An 18492-nucleotide genomic window follows, 5' to 3' on the forward strand; every position below is an offset into this window, starting at 1 on the left:
TTTTCATGTAGGCCAGCTACACATCAAAGCCTCTGCCTTGTAGAAAAATTCCCACAAAGTGCTGCAAAAATCAGCTCGAAAGCTCAACAGCCCCTCGTCAGTCCAATTTAAAAAAACCCGCTCGAAGCGGGTTTTTTATTTGTTTTGGCCTAGTTTTGGTCCGCCAATTTCAGCCACATATCTTCGCCTATTAACAAATTAAACTCAGAGGAGCCTTTAGGTATGAACACACAAACCCTCTGCTTCTCTTCTTTAGCCTGTTGTAATCGTAAAGATAGCTCTGCTGGATTATTATAGATTTCTCTTTCAGCGTCACGTCGACATAAGTCTACATACTCAAAGGGACACGCCTTTGGCGCAAGAACCAACTCGGCTTGCTGCATATAACGCATAGATTTGAGAGACAACAGCTCAACATCTTCACCGAACTCAATCCACGTGCACTCACCCACCTCATCAACTGGCACATCAAGTTGCTGCTGATAAAGTGTTTCTAGCTGCTCTCTAGAGTCCGCTTTCTCCACTTCTGGCCTAGATAGAAACATCTCCCAAAACTTACGTCTCAGATCAACATTAGGTAAATGTTTCTTAATCGAGTTTCTTTTTGATGCTCCAAAGTCAGCCAGTAATGACAAGTTTTGCGGAAGGATCGACTCAAACTTTTCGCGGATATTACGCACCAAGATTGGCGATGCTCCACCACTGGAGATTGCAATCTGAATTCGACCACGGTTGATCATCGAAGGGGTGATAAAATCACAGTATGGCTTGTCATCTACCACATTAACCAAGATCCCACATTGCTTGGCATCCTTATGAACTTGGTGGTTCAACGATGGATTATCAGTTGTCGCCCAAACTTGAATATACTTATCTTCAACCACATCAGACGAATAAAAATTCTGAATCCAGTAACACTTCCCTTCATCCACAAATTGCTGCAAAAGAGGCTCTATAGATGGGGACACGATAGTTACGGCAGCACCCGCCCTTAAAAGCGAATCAACTTTTCTACAAGCAACTTCACCACCACCCACAACCAAAACAGGCTTATTTTCTAAATCTAAAAATAGAGGAAAGTACCGCATTTCATTCCTTGAACTAAAATTAATAACTATTCATACCATGCCATCAAAGTTGGTGCAAAGCTCTACCGTAGAATTGACATGCAAAAGTTATTATTACCAAATTTATCAATAACACCAGAAAATACACCTAAAATAGCGCGGAATAATCGACACTAAATTCAATTTTGACAATTTCAACCATACATAAACCCAATGCACCAGTAATGCACACGTTTGCACTATTTACATTATTGCAACAATTAGACATTCTAAAACAAGCGTTCGAGTTTGTGATTCCAATCAAAAATCTTTTTAAATTATACATTTGAGAAAACACAAATCTTTTCCTACGCTTATAACTGGTTGATTTAGCATTCCGTTCATTAATATGCTTTTTCAAACTAGGATTATAAACACAACATATATGAGTACGTTGTATCAGGTTTATCTGGTTTAACATGGATCATACAGGAAGGATACAAATGACAAACAAACTAACACTTCTTGCTTCAGTCGTAGCTGCATCTTCTGCCCTAATGGCAACGAACGTTTCAGCCGCAGAAAGCACTTTAGACAAGGTAATGAAACAAGGCTCACTTACTTGTGGCGTGAGTACAGGTCTACCTGGTTTTTCTAACCCTAACTCTGAAGGTGAGTGGGAAGGAATTGATGTTGAATATTGTCAAGCACTCGCAGCAGCCGTTCTAGGTGACAAAACAAAAGTAAAATACGTACCTTTAACTGCAAAAGAACGTTTCACCGCGCTTCAATCTGGTGAGATTGATGTTCTTTCTCGCAACACGACTTGGACTCTTCACCGTGATACTGCACTGGGCCTTAACTTTGCTGGCGTAAACTACTACGATGGCCAAGGTTTTATGGTTAAAAAAGATCTTGGTGTTACCAGCGCTAAGGAATTGGATGGTGCATCTATTTGTGTTCAATCTGGTACCACAACTGAGCTTAACCTAGCTGATTACTTCAGAGCTAACGGTATGTCATACAAACCAGTTGTATTTGATACAGCACCACAAACCTCAAAAGGTTTCGATGCTGGTCGTTGTGACGTTCTTACAACAGACCAATCGGGTCTGTATGCACTTCGTTTGAACCTACAAGACCCAAGCTCTGCGGTGGTTCTACCAGAAATTATCTCTAAAGAGCCTTTAGGCCCAGTAGTTCGTCAAGACGACGATAAGTGGTTCAACGTGGCTAAATGGACTCTAAATGCAATGATCAATGCAGAAGAGTACGGCATCACGTCACAAAACGCAGATCAAATGCTGAAATCTAACGATCCAAACGTAAAACGTATCCTGGGTGTAGACGGGCCTAAAGGTAAAGGTTTGGGGATTCGCGATGATTGGGGTTATCAGATCATCAAGCAAGTCGGTAACTACGGCGAAAGTTTTGAACGTACAGTAGGTACTGGCTCTCCTCTTCAAATTTCACGTGGTGTTAATGCTCTGTGGAATGAAGGTGGCTTTATGTACGCTCCACCAATTCGTTAATAACGCAACACTTTAAAAATGGGCGGTTTTGCCGCCCTTTTTTCTAAATGGATTTGAGGTTACTGTTGTATGAAACCTGATAATACTGTTGCGTCTCGATCAGAGGGAAGCCCTCCGAAAAGCGCAAGTCTTCTATACAATCCCACTTTTCGATCAGTTGTATTCCAAGTTTTAGCTATTGGTGCACTGGTCTTTTTCTTCTACACCATAGTCAATAACGCTTTAACCAACCTAGAATCTCGAGGGATTTCTACGGGTTTTGACTTTCTCAGTCAAGAAGCGGGCTTTGGTATTGGTTTAACGCTAATTGAGTATGACGAAACATTCTCTTATGGGCGTACATTTTATGTCGGCTTACTCAACACAGCATTAGTGTCTTTTCTTGGGATTATACTCGCGACTATTCTTGGCTTTATCATGGGTATCGCCAGATTGTCTTCCAACTGGCTAGTTAGCCGTATCGCCGCAGTTTACATCGAAATTTTCCGTAACATTCCACTACTGTTACAAATTTTCTTTTGGTACTTCGCTGTGCTTCAAGCGCTGCCGTCACCAAGGCAAAGTATGAGCCTAGCGAAGCCATATTCTTGAATGTCCGTGGCCTGTACTTCCCTGCCCCGGTTTTTGAAGAAGGCAGTATCTTTGTAATAATCGCTTTGTTAGGCGGTATCATTGCCACTGTGGTGCTCGGCATTTGGGCTAAGAACAAACAAAAACTGACTGGTCAACAAACCCAATGGGGCGCATCGCCTTAGGGTTATGTGTCGGTTTGCCTGTAGTTGTTTACTTCCTAATGGGCTCACCGATTAGTGCTGAAATGCCAGTTTTGAAGGGTTTCAACTTCAGAGGCGGTATTAGCATTATTCCTGAACTTGCTGCTCTTTTGCTTGCACTCTCAATCTACACAGCGTCATTTATCGCTGAGATTGTACGCTCTGGTATCAATGCGGTTAGTCATGGCCAAACAGAAGCTGCGATGAGTTTAGGTCTACCTCGCTCTCGCACGCTAAAACTGGTCGTTATTCCGCAAGCGTTGCGAATCATTATTCCACCGCTAACAAGCCAATACCTGAATCTGACGAAAAACTCTTCTCTTGCCATGGCAATTGGTTATCCCGATCTTGTGTCGGTTTTTGCCGGAACAACGTTGAACCAAACAGGTCAAGCAATTGAAATCATTGCAATGACAATGGGCGTATATCTCACATTGAGCTTATTAACATCTGCTCTGATGAATGTATACAACCGCAAAGTAGCGCTGGTGGAGAGATAAGATGAGTAACAAACACGAATTTCTGCCAGATTTACCACCCCCTGCGAATACAGTAGGTGCCGTAGGCTGGCTTAGAAAAAACCTTTTCAACAGTCCGACAAATTCTGTGGTCACAATAGTCTTGGCTTACCTTGTATTTTCACTTACATGGTACGTGGTCGATTGGGCCTTTATCAACGCAGACTGGATTGGCACCACGCGAGATGACTGTACTAAAGACGGTGCATGTTGGGTGTTTATTAGCGTTCGATGGGAACAGTTCATGTATGGCTTCTACCCAGAAGCTGAACTGTGGCGCCCTCGCCTCTTCTACATCACATTAGCTATATTTACTGTGCTGCTCGCTTATGAGAAAACACCAAAACGTACTTGGATTTGGCTGTTCTTCGTTAACATCTACCCATTTATCATCGCCGGATTACTATACGGTGGCGTGTTTGGTCTAGAAGTTGTCGAGACTCATAAATGGGGTGGCCTACTTGTTACCCTAATCATTGCGCTAGTCGGTATCGTAGTATCACTGCCAATCGGTGTTGCGCTAGCTTTAGGCCGTCGCTCCGAGATGCCAATTATTCGCAGTATCTGTACGGTCTATATTGAAGTTTGGCGTGGCGTACCACTAATTACCGTTCTATTCATGGCTTCTGTTATGCTGCCGCTATTCCTTGCAGAAGGTTCAGAGACAGACAAACTAATCCGTGCATTGATTGGTGTGGTCATGTTCAGCTCTGCCTACATGGCAGAGGTGGTGCGTGGTGGTCTTCAAGCAATACCAAAGGGCCAATACGAAGCTGCTGATGCACTTGGTTTGAGCTATTGGAAGAAGATGGGACTGATTGTTTTGCCACAGGCACTGAAAATCACCATTCCTTCTATCGTGAACACCTTCATTGGATTGTTTAAAGATACCAGTCTCGTACTTATCATCGGTATGTTTGACGTGCTCGGCATCGGCCAAGCAGCAAATACCGACCCTGAGTGGTTAGGTTTTGCAACAGAAAGCTATGTATTTGTCGCGTTAGTGTTCTGGGTATTTTGTTTTGGTATGTCTAGATATTCCATCTGGCTTGAAAACAAACTCCATACCGGTCACAAACGATAAAATTTAAGATCAAGGACGTATTATGACGCAGCAACAAAACGTAAATAATCAAGATGGCGCGACAAACGAGCCAATGATTGAAATTAAAGACATGAACAAATGGTATGGTGAATTTCATGTATTGAAAAACATCAACTTAAACGTTCGTAAAGGTGAGAAGATCGTAATTTGTGGCCCCTCTGGGTCGGGTAAATCAACAATGATTCGTTGTATTAACCGCCTTGAAGAGCATCAAAAAGGTCAAATCATTGTATCTGGAAACGAGTTGACTGAAGATTTGAAGAACATTGAAGCAGTTCGACGTGAAGTGGGTATGTGTTTTCAACACTTCAACTTATTCCCTCACCTAACTGTTCTTGAAAACTGCACACTCGCCCCTATTTGGGTTAAGAAGATGCCTAAAGAGGAGGCCGAAGCTATTGCGATGAAATATCTGGAACGTGTGAAAATTCCAGATCAAGCAGATAAGTTTCCAGGTCAACTTTCCGGTGGTCAGCAGCAACGTGTGGCAATTGCCCGCTCGCTTTGTATGAGCCCACAAGTCATGCTGTTTGATGAACCAACATCTGCACTCGACCCAGAAATGGTACGTGAAGTGTTGGATGTAATGGTCGAGCTAGCCGAAGAAGGTATGACTATGCTTTGTGTGACTCACGAAATGGGTTTTGCAAAGGAAGTGGCGGATCGAGTCATCTTCATGGATGCGGGTGAAATCATTGAAGAGAACAACCCGGTTGATTTCTTCGAAAACCCACAGTCTGATCGTACACAAAACTTCTTAGCACAGATCCTTCATCATTAAGGAATCAACGAGAAGTTCTCGACTTGTGAAACACTATTAAAAAGAGGCGCTTGGACGCCTCTTTTATTTGTTATATCGTGTTACAACTTGTGTGTTACTAAACGCAGTATTTCTATTATTATTTAAGTGTACCCATTGGGTTGATTTTTCTGTGTTTCAGCCCCATAAATGTACGTATAAACATAAAGTCTTATGAGGAAGATTATGAACAGCCCTATGTTTAGCCGCACTTCAACTCAAGAAAGTGCTATTCAAACAAACAAAGTATTGCGTAATACCTATGCTCTACTTTCTATGACACTACTTTGGTCTGCTGTTGTTGCAGGTTTCTCAATGGCGATGAACCTACCTCGTCCGGGTTTCCTTATTATGATTGTTGGTTTTTATGGCCTTCTATTCATGATTGAGAAAAACCGCAATAATGGATTAGGTCTTGGTCTAACATTCGTATTTACTGGCTTCCTTGGCTACACGCTTGGCCCAATTCTAAACGCTTACGTTGGCGCAGGCATGGGCGATATTGTATTGACAGCTCTAGGTGGTACAGCGCTCTCTTTCATTGCAGCTTCTGCTTACGCACTAACAACAAAACGCGACCTATCTATGATGGGTGGCTTAATGCTATCTCTATTTGTTGTGCTGATTGTGGGCATGGTTGCAAGCATCTTCATTCAATCTACAGTAATGAGCCTAGCACTTAGCAGCTTATTCATTGTGTTCTCTACTATGGCTATCTTGATGACAACTCAAGGCATCATTCGTGGTGGTGAAACAAACTACATTTCAGCAACAGTGACGCTGTATGTATCGATCTACAACATCTTCATTAGCCTACTAAGCATCCTAGGCATCATGAATGATGACTAATTAAGCACTTTCCAATTAGGGACTTCCTAGTTAGGAAACAGCTGATTAAACAAAAGCCCGAAAGATTTTCTTTCGGGCTTTTTCGTCTCTGGAATATTGTTCCTTTCGAGAAGCTAAGCTAACCTACACGCAATTGAGAGATTAGGATTGTATTGATGTTCACATATAACGATAAGCAAATCGAAACAGATGCTCAGGGCTACCTGCTCGATCATACTCAGTGGGAAGAAGGCATGATGGAAATCATTGCCCATGAAGAAGGTATTGAGCTAACTGAGGCTCATATCGAGGTTGTACTATTTGTACGTGAATTCTATGAAGAGTTTAATACCTCTCCTGCTGTTCGCATGCTTGTTAAAGCGATGGAAAAAGCACATGGACCTGAGAAGGGAAACAGTAAATATCTGTTTAAACTTTTCAAACAAGGCCCAGCAAAACAAGCGACTAAAATCGCCGGTCTACCAAAACCAGCGAAATGCTTATAGCGCATTCAAAAACAACGAGTTAAAGCTATTCGCCTAGCATTCGCTACTGGGTAGCAAAGCCCTCGATATCGACAACAGGATGAGATTGGCGATCTACAGATTCTACGGTGGCGGTTCGAGGGCCATGTTCAAGCCATCTAGCGATTTCATCCAGTTGTTGCTTAGTGCCTACCGCAAGCACTTCTACATCACCATTCGCTAAATTTTTAGCGTAGCCTTTTAAGCCAATTCGTATCCCTTCCCTCGCTGTAAAGTAGCGAAAGCCTACTCCCTGTACAATTCCTGAGACAGTGAACATGTCACACATTTGAGTCATTTTTGATACCTACCGTTACTATTGAGTGATATATTTATCGGTGCCTATCTATACCCTCAATAATAGAGGGCCTTCATTGGAATTATAATTATGAAAGAAATACCATTTCGCTGGATTGACAAATATCTCATCCATTTAAAAATTCAGGAGAAGTTCTATCTACTTTTCCTATTACCTGTTGTCGCTTTGATCATCCTTACACTGGTATTAGACAGCTCAGCAGATGCCATGCTCTCTTCCATTTACCAAGAAGAGCTAATGCTAATGAAAAGCTTAATCGAAGCTGGAAACCTCTCTCAGCAGGAAGTAGCCCGTTTAATTAGCCAATCTGATTCAGTATCTATCGGTTCTGGTGTGAACGCGATATCAGTGAACAACGGCGCATTCAGCCTTGTTGCAAATCATGACATCGATCTTTGGACTTCTCTTTCTGGCACACAACTGACCATTATTGGTGTGACATTGTCACTCATTGCTCTCGGCGTTTACTACATTATGACGTTCATTGGTGGTGCTATGTTCACCATGAATAAAGCCCTTTCTACCTTAGCCGAAGGTGACTTAACCAGCCGAATGAACTTCTTTGAAGTTCGTGATGAGTTCAGCACAATCGCAATTACTATCGATAAAGTCGCCGACCGTGAGCAAAAGCTGGTTCTGTCTATTCAAGAATCTATCGCACTCATGCAGCAAATCAGCTCTGAGCTAAACCTATCAACGCAGAAAAGCTCAGAGGTTTCCGGAACTCAGCAAGAGCATCTAAACTCTCTAGCCAGTGCAACCGAGCAAATGGCATCGACCATTCGTGAAGTCGCCACACTTGCCCATGATTCAAGCACACAGACGGAAGACGCTAAGCGTGTAGCCCAAGCAGGCCAATCGAAAGTGAGTGACACGCTAGGTTCTATATCGTCTTTGTCGCAAGAGATCCAGTCTGCTTCAAAAGCAGTAGAAGAGCTTGATTCTAACGCTGCTCAAATTGATGAAGTTATCACCGCAATTAACGGTATCTCTGAACAAACCAACCTGCTCGCGCTTAACGCCGCCATTGAAGCCGCACGCGCTGGTGAGCAAGGCCGTGGGTTTGCCGTTGTTGCTGACGAAGTTCGCGCTCTAGCAGGACGTACACAACAAGCAACAGTCGAGATTCAGTCTATGATTGAATCGCTGCAAAAGAACAGCCAGTCTCTGACTAAAATTATGGAAGTAACCGTTGCCAATGCTGGTGAAGGCCAGGCACTTATGTCAGAAGTCGACATAGAGATTGGAGATCTTGCAGACAAAAACCAATCCATCTCAGACAGCAGCCTTCAAATAGCTACTGCCGCTGAAGAACAAGGTGTCGTGGCAGATAATATAGCGGCTAGCGTGGAAGAGATTCGTGTCCAATCGGACAATGTTTGCGGCTTAATCAGTGCAACCAATAACAACATTGAACAACTGAGAGCTCAGAGCGACCAAATGGAAGCCATGCTTACTGGTCTAAAAGCTTAAAACTCCCTCAAAGAGCCGCAATCGCGGCTCTTTTCTTTTGTGCTTGATTGCAATTCCTAACGGCTTGCTCGACAATAGCGCTCAAATTAACAAACCTATTGAGTGACGCTATGTCTGCAGGTATCTATCTTGTCAAAGGCCGTGAGAAATCACTGCGCCGCAAACACCCTTGGATTTTCTCTCGTGGAATATCAAAAGTCGATGGTAGCCCAGAACTTGGCGAAACTGTTGATGTGTTTACCCACGATGGCAAATGGTTAGCGAAAGCCGCCTACTCGCCAAACTCTCAAATTCGTGCACGTGTTTGGAGCTTCGACAAATGTGATATCGATGAAGCCTTCTTTATCAAACGCATTCAAGATGCCCAACTGCTTCGTGAAGAGCTCATCCAACGTGATGGCCTAACAGGTTACCGCTTGATAGCCGCTGAGTCTGATGGCCTACCAGGTATCACCATTGATAAGTACCAAGATTACCTTGTGTGCCAGCTACTCAGTGCGGGTGCTGAATACCACAAAGATACGTTGGTAAAAGCCTTAGTTCATTGTTTCCCAGACTGTCATGTTTACGAGCGCTCTGACGTCGCAGTACGTAAGAAGGAAGGCCTGAAAGAAACGGTAGGCGTGCTACACGGTGAAATGCCACCAGAATCTGTCGTTATTGAAGAGAACGGCGTGAAGATTAGTGTTGATATTGTGAATGGCCACAAAACAGGTTTTTACATGGACCAACGCGATAGTCGACTACAAGCGATGAAGTACATGGAAGATAAAGAAGTACTTAACTGTTTCTCTTACACCGGTGGCTTTGGTTTATACGCACTAAAAGGTAACGCAAAACGTGTTATCAATGCGGACGTTTCTCAACCTGCGTTAGACACGGCAAAATACAATGCCGAGCTTAATGACTTCGATATCTCGAAAAAGCGTGCTGTGTTCTTAAACGCCGATGTATTCAAACTACTGCGTGAATACCGTGACCAAGGCACTAAGTTTGACGTGGTGATCATGGATCCACCTAAGTTTGTTTCAAGCAAAAACAACCTAACTTCAGGTGCGAACGGCTATAAAGATATCAATATGCTCGCTATGCAAATCTTGAAACCAGGTGGCACTCTCCTCACCTACTCTTGCTCAGGCTTAATGAGTTCAGATTTATTCCAAAAAGTGATTGCAGACGCAGCGTTGGATGCAAACCGTAGCGTGAAGTTTGTAGAACGCTTCGAACAAGCCGCTGACCACTTAACTGATTCTGCTTACCCGGAAGGCTTCTATCTAAAAGGTTTTGCTTGTAAGGTGCTGTAGTTCATTAGCTAATTTCTGAACAAAATACTAGTAGTTCTATAGACATTAAAAAAAGGGCCTTTCGGCCCTTTTTGTTTAGTCATGGAACTTGACTGATATCAGATCGTTTAATAACGCTGATTCATTAGTCACAGTATTCCCGTCAATATAACTAGGTTGGTTAGAACCTTGCCCATTGAACTGACCGACGGCATCCTCTATTACAATCACTTGTTTTGTGTGACCACTTTCCAGTTCGAGCGTAATGTCATCACCATCAACCTTTACATCAATAGTCCCTAACAGTTGCTCCATGGTTTGGCCAGAGTCAGTGACGAGTTCGGATAGGTCAATTCTATCTTCTTCGCGGTTATAGTCGACAATATGGTCTTCATGGGATGTAAGCTCATTCCACTTGAAGGTGTCAAAGCCTTCACCACCAATTAGAATATCGCTGCCACTGTCACCTACAAGGATGTCATTGCCAGTTCCACCAATGAGAGTGTCGTTATCCGACCACCGCGAAGAGCATCATGACCCGACCCACCATCTAAGATATCGTGACCAGTACCGCCGAAGATGATGTCTTGGTCACCTTCACCATAAACTACATCATTGCCACCACCCGCTTGAGCAATATCCAAACCTGGGTTTGAACTGCCGAAGCCCTTCAGCCCTGAGTTTTCATCCCCGTTGGTGTCGAACATGCCATCGTCATATGACTTCTTAGCAAAGCTAGCTAATGCCGCATCATGAGCATTTGGGTCCACGTTACTATCCATGCCTGGCGAGTGACCCTCACCCAAGTAGATTGTGTCGCTACCACTACCCATTACGACGGTGTCATTGGCGATACCTGTATCAATAACTGCGCCGTTTATATGGTCGTAACCCAAAATGTCATGACTTTCTGCTTGGAAAAGCTTAGCGGCCGACGTAGCCCATGAAATAGTTTTATCTAACATGACATGAGTTTTAGCAACAGGATCCCATACCCAAACCCCGTCAGTTTGAACAACAACGTTATCCAAACCAGCACCACCAAGAATTTCATCCCCTGGCAAAGTAGTGGATGCATCAATAGTTACGGTACCTGGTGTTGGGCTTGGTTGGTCGTTTGAATCCACAGCCCAGTAATCAAAGCTATCCTTAATAGCAACATCACCGACAGATTTAACTTCCACGCTTGTAATATTAAACCCTTTATCTGGAGATTGAAGGGCTAATTTAACTTCATCAAACGTCACTGCTGGTGACAAATCAGAAGACAATATCGTGGCCGAGCCTTCCATGATATGACCGCCTTCAATCTTGCTAATGTCAAGTTTAACTTTACCTACCGCTTGCCCATTATCGAACAAATGCGCGAAGATCTCGAAGTCTTCTACTTTTGGATTTAAGCTGTCAAAATCAATGGTGATTGAAGACATATTCCCTTGTTCAGACTTAATAGAAATATATTCGCCAACCTGAGTTTCCTTACCTTTACCATTATCCGTAGTCGCGACGAAGTATCCGCCCTGCTCACCCACGTCGAGTTTAATTAAACCATTATTGATAAACTCATCGTTCGATACCGTCCCCCCAGACAGCGTAATACCATTAGCGCTGAAGTCGTTGACGCCATCATCACCAATATTTGAAGCATCTGCTTTACCAATACTGCTGCTGGCTGTCGCATGCGCTCTATCAACCACATAGTAAACTTCAGTGTCGTCTCTAAATTGGACATGGCCCTCATCTAGCATCTCTTTGGTGATTTTAACGAAGTTCCATTTTCTGGATCTTTGTAATAAAGGTCGCCTTTGGTCGGTAAACTTTCAATCCTAACACTGGTATGTTTATCAATGGCTTCAGGAGCATCATCTTCATCATCTCTGGCATGTGGAGCAAAATTAACTCTTACAACACTATGCTCTGATGGCAGAGCGAAGCCGTCTGCAGTTGGCAAGCCGTCACTGTTGCCTCCACCATTGTCGCCACCTCCATCAGGAAGCTCTGGCAATGCGGCGATATCAAACTCCATCGTGCTTGAGGAACTATCACCATCACCATCAGTGATTGAGTAACCAAAATCTACATCAATTGGATCCTGTCCAGCTGCTCCGAAGAACTTGTAACTTCCATCATCAAGATCGACCACTAGAGAATGTTTAGAGTCAATATAAATACTTAGAATATTCCCTTCTTTACTAAATTGATGCGTCACTCCACCTACACTATTAAGCTCAGTAACTTTTTCACCATCAAAATTAAAGGTGACATCACCATAAGTTATCTGTGAAACATGTCCTCCATCGGCACCTTCTAGATTTTCAAGTAGATTTCCGACTGCTGGTTCTATGATGGATTGAAGAAGTACAGGAGGTAGCTGGGTAATGTCTGGCACCATCACCGCCGTTGTATCTTGCAATTGAGGATCTGATCCATGTCCGTCAAATGCTATTTGGTCTAGGTGTGAAGCAACAGCTCCTTCACCCATTCCATACGCTAATGCCGTTATTCCTTTATTATCTAGATGAGCTGTCCATGCATTTTGCTCTGTCTGGTTGATGGTGACATCATCATCATTATCTTCACCTTGCGGTACGCCGTCAGACAGGAAGTAAGTTACATTCGTCGGGTTACCAGACTCTGGTAGTTTGCCCGCACTGTTCCATGAGCTCTGAGCTTGAGAGATCGCATCATCATAATCAGTATACCCTCCAGCACTTAGCTCATTAATGAAACCAATCGCATCTTCGACACTCATCCAAACAGAACCAGAATCATCAACTTTGTCCGTTGAGCTAGTATTAAACAGGGTCAGTTGTACCTTGTGTCGCCCAGTGATTCATACTGATTAAGAAGCTGAATAGCTGCAAGCTGCATCACAGACAGTCGAGATTGGCTAACTTTATCCGCATCTTTTTCGCCAGTAACTGCATCCCATCCCATTGAACCTGATACATCCAAAATCAACTGAACATTTACACCATATTTTAGAGTCGAATTAAGAGTTTCTTGAACAGAAGAGGCTTCAGGCGCATCATCTTCAATTGCTACTTTAATTACTGCTGGGGTATTAGCTTGCCCATCTTTAGCAACCACCGGTAACTCAATACTTAGAACATCTTCACCATTAATATTTGGGTGGTCTACTGATGCTTTAAGATCAACTTTGTACTCATTACCATTTATAATAGTTGCAACAATGACATCCTCACGGACAGTCTCGTTATTGTCATTCAGGTACTCAATGTAGCCCGTCAGCGTATCGTTACCATCTCCACTCACTTCCCACTCAACGTCATGACCGCCAGACTTAAGCTCAATGGTAGGCTTAGTAAACTCAACAGCTACATTGGCACTATCTACATCACTTAAAGTAAAAGTACCTTGAGAGAAAGTAAGCTTCGCCTGGTCGTCGCCTGACTCTAGACCTTTATCATCTGGAAGCCCTTTAGCTAGCGCTTCTTCGGATACTCGAACTCCTACATCATTAATCTTAGGGGCATCATTAAGCGTAACAACATTGATAGTCGATATAGCTGTATTAGAAAGCAGATCTGCCCCATCAATGACGGAAACATGAATTAAACGATCTTCAATGTTCGGAGTATCGCTATCATTGATAAACTGAACTTGAGTTAAGAACTGCTCAAACAATGCAGCTGAAGCACCACTAGGATCATCTGATGTAACGGTTATAGTGCTACCGTCACCACTAATTAGGTAGTTTAGCCCTTCAATCGTTGGTAGGTTTGTGAACGAATCTCCATCGAACTTGTTAGTCAGTTCGATTGTCATCGACTTGACGACATCTTTATCGTCAAAGACGTCAGCGTCTGTATCCGCAATCCCGACGCCGCTGTCACCTTCAGTGAAGGTCTCTTCAAATCCTGTCGACTTATCGAGGTTGGTCACTTTAATAACAAGATCGTTATAGTCGTTGTCATCACCAGGCTTGTGCTGGTCATCAAAGCTAAGGGTTAAGTTTCCATCAGTATCTTCATCAATACTTATTTGACCTAAGCCGTCATCGCTTGTGAAAACCGATTTGTTGGTTACATTACTGCCAACAACAAGCTTTCCATTGTCGGTAATACTTAGAGTTTCTGAATCGTTCTCCGCTTTTGCTACTAAACTTGCACCATTTGGAATCAGCACAAACTTAACATTGTCTAAAGATGCAAGGGTGTGCGGAAGAATCGTTCCATCAGTCGGTTCTTTAGAGTTTCCGAGCACTACTGTTAGCTCATGTGGTCCATCCGTACCATCATCAATGTAATAACCGAAGGCATTTTTATATCCAGCATTCTCTTTAACGAACGTAAACTGGTACTGTGAACCATTCAAATCAACTAATGGAGCCTCGTTATCTACAATCAGTGCATTTCCAAACTCGGCTGTGCTCTGATGCGCAGTTTGGGCCTTTAGAATAAAGTTTTCAGCGTTGTCAGTGTGTTCATCAGGGTTGGTAGATACAGACACAGTAAACGAATCCAAATCTTTATCCCCAGGTAGCTCAACTTCGAACTTACCATCTACAACGTCCACGACTTTCGTTTCTTTACTCTCACCTTCACCAAATGTAACGATAACACTGTGAGAGTTATAATCGCCTTTGGTTTCATCGTTAGGGTCACTAACAGCCGAGCCATCTATCAATGATAATAACACTACAGTAGACGTTGTACTTGAGTTGGACAACTGCACCGTAAAGGTTCCAGTGCTACCTTCTTCAATTTGAATAGGTGAGATTGAGTCTACGATTGGTCGGTCATCGTCCGCGAGTAGTGGGCCGTCGCCGTCGGGATCAATACTGCCATCATCTTTTATGGTGGCTACACCTGACTCACTGCCTACTTGAGTTGATGTCGAGGCCGTTAGAGTAAACGTTTCGTCCCCTTCATATATTGGCTCATCATTATCACTAGTCGTCGCAACTGACACACTAAAACTAGCGTTGTTGGCAGGCAACTCAAAACTGAACTTGCCATCAAGGGCATCAAGCGTTTTCGAGGTTACAACCTCATCTACAACGTAAGTTACGGTTACTTTTGTTGCTGTGTAGTCTGACTCACTTGACGCAGTGCCATCAGTTAAAGACAACGTAATTAGAGTTGGAAGCTCGCTAGAGTTATTCAACTTAACATCGAATACTGCGTCACTACCTTCAGAAACACTTAAATTCGATACTTCGGTTACTAGCGGACGATCATCGTCGCTTACAAGTGGGCCGTCGCCATCAGGATCGACACTGCCATCATCGTAAATCGTCGCGCTGTCTTTAGCGGTACCATTTATGTGTTCACTTTCACTTACAACCAGTTCAAATGTCTCTGGACCTTCATAAACCTTGTTGTCTGCATCATCTGCTGTCGCAACAGTCACAAAGATAGATGTGATATCAGCACCGCCTGGAATGGTAACGACAGGTTCACCATTCACGATAGTCACATCGAGCGACTTCTGAACATCTTCACCATTTTCCTCTACCACGTAGTAGGCATTAAATGATGGCGCAGTGAAGTCGTCGGATTCTGCAGTAAGCTCATCGTCAGTATTGACTGCAAGAGACAACGTGACATCCTTAACTGATGGCTTGCCAATCGATACTTCAAATACCGCGGCAGAACCTTCTGAAACGTCACCTTGCGACACCACAGATAAGTCTAGTTCATCAATATCTTGGATCTTACCCGTTGCTATTTCACCACCAACTTGTATCGAGTAGGTCTCTTCGCCTTCGTGAATGCCATCTTTCTCAGTTGGGATTAGGATTGTGAAATCTTTAACCCCTACAGGAACAACAAGCTCACCGCCTACAAGCGTTACACCGTTTGTGAATACTAGCTGTCTAAATCAACATCTTGGTCGTCGGCGGAATCCTGATTGTCTTTGATTTGTTTACTAATCAACAATGGCAAATCGGTTTCTTTCAGGGCTGAACCAGACAGAGACACTTTATAGGCAAGATCAATACCTTCAGGTACTTCACTCTCTAAAAGTTCAACACTTTCTACAGAAACATCAGCAGGTTTAGGGCTAACAATAACGTTTACAACGGCACTTGCTACGTTGCCACGATCATCAGTAATTTGATATTCGAAAGACGTCGGTCCAACAAAATCACTACCATCTAGATCAAAGTAAACAACACCGTCTTTAACATAGGCATCACCATATTGTTCCCCGTAAACGTAAGTAATTCGAATCGGGTCACCGTCAGTGTCGCTATCATTATCAAGTAGCTCTGACAAACCTAACTCAGAGGTTGGAATTGTTAAGAGGCCACCCTGAATAACGCCATATGCTCCTTCGCTAGACGCTTGGAAACCCGTCAAGAAAAAATCCGACGCATCATTGTCGTGGGTTGGCCTGTTGGTGTAGTCTGTTGCCTCGAATACTACTTTATCAAATACAACAGCGTTGCCGTCCACCTTGGGCGTTACTGTCACTTCGCCTTTATTGTTACCTTCGCTCGCTATGAAAGTATCACTCGCGACCGCTACGCCATCCAAGTATGCGATCCAACGGCCTTGTTCGTGGTTATCGGTAAAGTCGCCATCGTTGCCTTCGCCCTTGTATAAATTAGAGAATGCAAATGTGAAGGTTGTTGCATCTTGGTCTAAGTCAATGATGAACTGTTCAGACTCACCTGAGTTGCGGTCATATTCAATTTGATTGCCGTAACCACCTGCTTTTCCGTCCACTCCAACTTTTTTGTCACCATCTTCATATGCAAAACCACGGTCAGAATCCTCTTTAAACTGGGCGCTAAGTGTTGCGCCATCAACATCCTGCCATGAACCGTTAGTATTGAAGCTACCCAATTGGACAAGGAATGGAGCTGGGTCATTAACTGCATTGAGATCGCCATTACCTTCTTCAATGGTAACGGTTGACTCTTCGCTTAGGTTGCCGTCTGAGTCTACAGCTTTGTAATCAAAGCTGTCCGATGCTTCTGTTTCAAGGTAGCGAAGCTCCCAGTTACCATTACCTTCAGTGCCTAACACGACACCTGTAATTGAAACACCGTCTGGTAATGTGCCATCCACTACCCTCAGCGTACCATCAAACGAATCGTTCTCATCAGTAACTGGAATGGTGATTTTATGGAACAAATCAACATCACCTTTAGAGGCCTTTTGATACTGATATGTCACCGTTCCGGTCTTGTTACCATCTATGTAGTTAACCGTGATCACAACAGAAGTCTCATCACCAGTATTAACCCCTGGTTTCAGGCCTTCTTGAAACCATCCGCCTACCCCATCCAAGCCAAGCGTTACACTACCAGCAGGACGTAAACCAAAGTCTATGGCAATAGATTCATTCTCATCAATGCCAGTATCATTCTTCACGCCAATACCGTAACCAACATGGTCTTCTTTTGGGTCACCCAAGTATTGAACTAGATTACCACCTTGAGAAGTAATGGTTACTTGGTGTCCATCACCTAAGTCAAGTACACGGGTATTTCCAGCACCTTCTGCATCACCCCAGTTCAAGAACTCTTTATTGCTCGAACCTGCTTCATTTAGTTGCGCCTCTTTAACGCCTAGAATGAAACCTTCTGAGTTCGAATCCGGCTCATAGTTAAGTTCATTTGCATTAAACTGCTTACTATTTAGATGCTTGGATTCGACTGGATTCCATTTGTTGTTTTCAAAGAAGTACAGCGTTCCATGGTCAGGCAAAGAAGTAATAATGATCTTAAGATGCTTAGAGTCGTCAGCATCATCTTCAGCATCAGAGATATGATCAGTTGCGACTTTGTTGTCGCCATCAATCGCTTCTTTAGCAGTATCAAAGATAATCTGCGACATGCCAGAAGAACTAACCTGATGAGTGAAGGACTCAGATTTTGGTGGGTTGTCTGTGCTATCTGTAATTATACCAGTAGCAGTAGTGGACTTATCACCTACAACTAGTTCACTTGTTGTGGTAGCAGTAAGCGCGACCACCTCATTCGGCTCATATACATCGTCATTATCAATCTTAACGAATACCTGTATAGATGTGTCACCAGCAGAAATCTTCAAGTCATTAACGTCTGCAAGCTTAAACCCTCCTTGACCATTAGAAATGTAAAATTCACCAGCAAAATAATCTTCGCCAGCACTAGCGTCAGGTGTGGAAGCCGAGTCATCAACATCGTTTTGAAGTGAGAAGAAGACGTCCTTACCAATTTGATTACTAATTGATACATCAAAACCTAAGAAGACATCTTCACCCTCTTCGACTGTGTTACCACCTAAGATTTGGAATGACGCGGTTGTATCTTCATCTACATTAGGATTACCA

The 18492-nt window shown here is 43.3% G+C and carries 14 protein-coding genes and 1 pseudogene; 8 read left to right on the forward strand and 7 right to left on the reverse strand.

The window, feature by feature from the left end; genetic code table 11:
- Positions 1-149: 149 nt before the first annotated feature.
- On the reverse strand, positions 150-1088 hold the full coding sequence (locus UA76_RS07145; protein WP_047044373.1) for a precorrin-2 dehydrogenase/sirohydrochlorin ferrochelatase family protein: 939 nt from the start codon (positions 1086-1088) through the stop codon (positions 150-152).
- A gap of 461 nt (positions 1089-1549) precedes the next feature.
- On the opposite strand from UA76_RS07145, the gene UA76_RS07150 reads away from it, so the two are divergent.
- The 6 genes and pseudogenes from UA76_RS07150 to UA76_RS07175 all read left to right on the forward strand — a co-directional run bounded on the left by UA76_RS07150 (position 1550) and on the right by UA76_RS07175 (position 7107).
- Positions 1550-2578: an amino acid ABC transporter substrate-binding protein gene (locus UA76_RS07150; protein ID WP_047044376.1), complete on the forward strand. Its 1029-nt coding sequence runs from the start codon at positions 1550-1552 to the stop codon at positions 2576-2578.
- A 69-nt stretch (positions 2579-2647) separates the two neighbouring features.
- Positions 2648-3851 (forward strand): annotated as a pseudogene (locus UA76_RS07155) (amino acid ABC transporter permease).
- 1 nt (position 3852) lies between these two features.
- Positions 3853-4953 (forward strand): amino acid ABC transporter permease, encoded by a 1101-nt coding sequence (locus UA76_RS07160; protein ID WP_047044379.1) that lies wholly within the window; start codon positions 3853-3855, stop codon positions 4951-4953.
- A 22-nt stretch (positions 4954-4975) separates the two neighbouring features.
- Positions 4976-5755 (forward strand): amino acid ABC transporter ATP-binding protein, encoded by a 780-nt coding sequence (locus tag UA76_RS07165; protein ID WP_047044384.1) that lies wholly within the window; start codon positions 4976-4978, stop codon positions 5753-5755.
- Positions 5756-5959: 204 nt separating this feature from the next.
- Entirely contained in the window at positions 5960-6622 is a 663-nt protein-coding gene (locus tag UA76_RS07170; RefSeq protein WP_047044387.1) for a Bax inhibitor-1/YccA family protein, read from the forward strand.
- A gap of 155 nt (positions 6623-6777) precedes the next feature.
- The gene (locus UA76_RS07175) at positions 6778-7107 is read left to right on the forward strand and encodes a TusE/DsrC/DsvC family sulfur relay protein (RefSeq protein ID WP_047044393.1); all 330 of its coding nucleotides are present in this window, start codon (positions 6778-6780) and stop codon (positions 7105-7107) included.
- Between the two features lie 43 nt (positions 7108-7150).
- Here UA76_RS07175 and yccX read toward each other — a convergent pair whose 3' ends face one another.
- Positions 7151-7423 (reverse strand): acylphosphatase, encoded by a 273-nt coding sequence (yccX, locus tag UA76_RS07180; RefSeq protein ID WP_047044396.1) that lies wholly within the window; start codon positions 7421-7423, stop codon positions 7151-7153.
- A gap of 90 nt (positions 7424-7513) precedes the next feature.
- Between yccX and UA76_RS07185 the strand changes: the two genes are divergently transcribed.
- Both UA76_RS07185 and UA76_RS07190 read left to right on the forward strand, forming a co-directional pair.
- Positions 7514-8917 carry a methyl-accepting chemotaxis protein gene (locus UA76_RS07185; protein WP_047044399.1) on the forward strand — a complete coding sequence of 468 codons (1404 nt, stop codon included), beginning with the start codon at positions 7514-7516 and terminating at the stop codon, positions 8915-8917.
- 110 nt (positions 8918-9027) lie between these two features.
- On the forward strand, positions 9028-10221 hold the full coding sequence (locus UA76_RS07190; protein ID WP_047044402.1) for a class I SAM-dependent methyltransferase: 1194 nt from the start codon (positions 9028-9030) through the stop codon (positions 10219-10221).
- 75 nt (positions 10222-10296) lie between these two features.
- Here the strand turns inward: UA76_RS07190 and UA76_RS24495 are convergent, their stop codons facing one another.
- The 5 genes from UA76_RS24495 to UA76_RS23845 form a co-directional block, all read right to left on the reverse strand.
- Positions 10297-10698 (reverse strand): type I secretion C-terminal target domain-containing protein, encoded by a 402-nt coding sequence (locus tag UA76_RS24495; protein WP_084705485.1) that lies wholly within the window; start codon positions 10696-10698, stop codon positions 10297-10299.
- A complete protein-coding gene (locus UA76_RS07200; protein ID WP_047044408.1) occupies positions 10668-11948 on the reverse strand; it encodes a calcium-binding protein in 1281 nt (426 codons plus the stop codon). Before UA76_RS07200 ends, UA76_RS24495 begins: the two co-directional genes overlap by 31 nt.
- Positions 11942-12952 carry a vWA domain-containing protein gene (locus tag UA76_RS22375; RefSeq protein ID WP_052771976.1) on the reverse strand — a complete coding sequence of 337 codons (1011 nt, stop codon included), beginning with the start codon at positions 12950-12952 and terminating at the stop codon, positions 11942-11944. Before UA76_RS22375 ends, UA76_RS07200 begins: the two co-directional genes overlap by 7 nt.
- A gap of 53 nt (positions 12953-13005) precedes the next feature.
- A complete protein-coding gene (locus UA76_RS22380; protein ID WP_052771977.1) occupies positions 13006-15849 on the reverse strand; it encodes a Calx-beta domain-containing protein in 2844 nt (947 codons plus the stop codon).
- A gap of 185 nt (positions 15850-16034) precedes the next feature.
- The coding region (locus UA76_RS23845; RefSeq protein WP_202906912.1) for an Ig-like domain-containing protein at positions 16035-18492 on the reverse strand (2458 nt) is incomplete at its 5' end.

This window comes from Vibrio mexicanus (assembly GCF_001012815.1).
GTDB lineage: Bacteria > Pseudomonadota > Gammaproteobacteria > Enterobacterales > Vibrionaceae > Vibrio > Vibrio mexicanus.

What these genes read in the sequence shown, in the direction of transcription:
- UA76_RS07185 (WP_047044399.1), top strand. Translation starts at nt 7,514, where the DNA reads ATGAAAGAAATACCATTTCGCTGGATTGACAAATATCTCATCCATTTA.
- UA76_RS22375 (WP_052771976.1), bottom strand. Translation starts at nt 12,952, where the DNA reads ATGAGTGTCGAAGATGCGATTGGTTTCATTAATGAGCTAAGTGCTGGA.
- UA76_RS07145 (WP_047044373.1), bottom strand. Translation starts at nt 1,088, where the DNA reads ATGCGGTACTTTCCTCTATTTTTAGATTTAGAAAATAAGCCTGTTTTG.
- UA76_RS07160 (WP_047044379.1), top strand. Translation starts at nt 3,853, where the DNA reads ATGAGTAACAAACACGAATTTCTGCCAGATTTACCACCCCCTGCGAAT.
- UA76_RS07200 (WP_047044408.1), bottom strand. Translation starts at nt 11,948, where the DNA reads ATGCTAGATGAGGGCCATGTCCAATTTAGAGACGACACTGAAGTTTAC.
- UA76_RS07150 (WP_047044376.1), top strand. Translation starts at nt 1,550, where the DNA reads ATGACAAACAAACTAACACTTCTTGCTTCAGTCGTAGCTGCATCTTCT.
- UA76_RS07190 (WP_047044402.1), top strand. Translation starts at nt 9,028, where the DNA reads ATGTCTGCAGGTATCTATCTTGTCAAAGGCCGTGAGAAATCACTGCGC.
- yccX (WP_047044396.1), bottom strand. Translation starts at nt 7,423, where the DNA reads ATGACTCAAATGTGTGACATGTTCACTGTCTCAGGAATTGTACAGGGA.
- UA76_RS07165 (WP_047044384.1), top strand. Translation starts at nt 4,976, where the DNA reads ATGACGCAGCAACAAAACGTAAATAATCAAGATGGCGCGACAAACGAG.
- UA76_RS07175 (WP_047044393.1), top strand. Translation starts at nt 6,778, where the DNA reads ATGTTCACATATAACGATAAGCAAATCGAAACAGATGCTCAGGGCTAC.
- UA76_RS07170 (WP_047044387.1), top strand. Translation starts at nt 5,960, where the DNA reads ATGAACAGCCCTATGTTTAGCCGCACTTCAACTCAAGAAAGTGCTATT.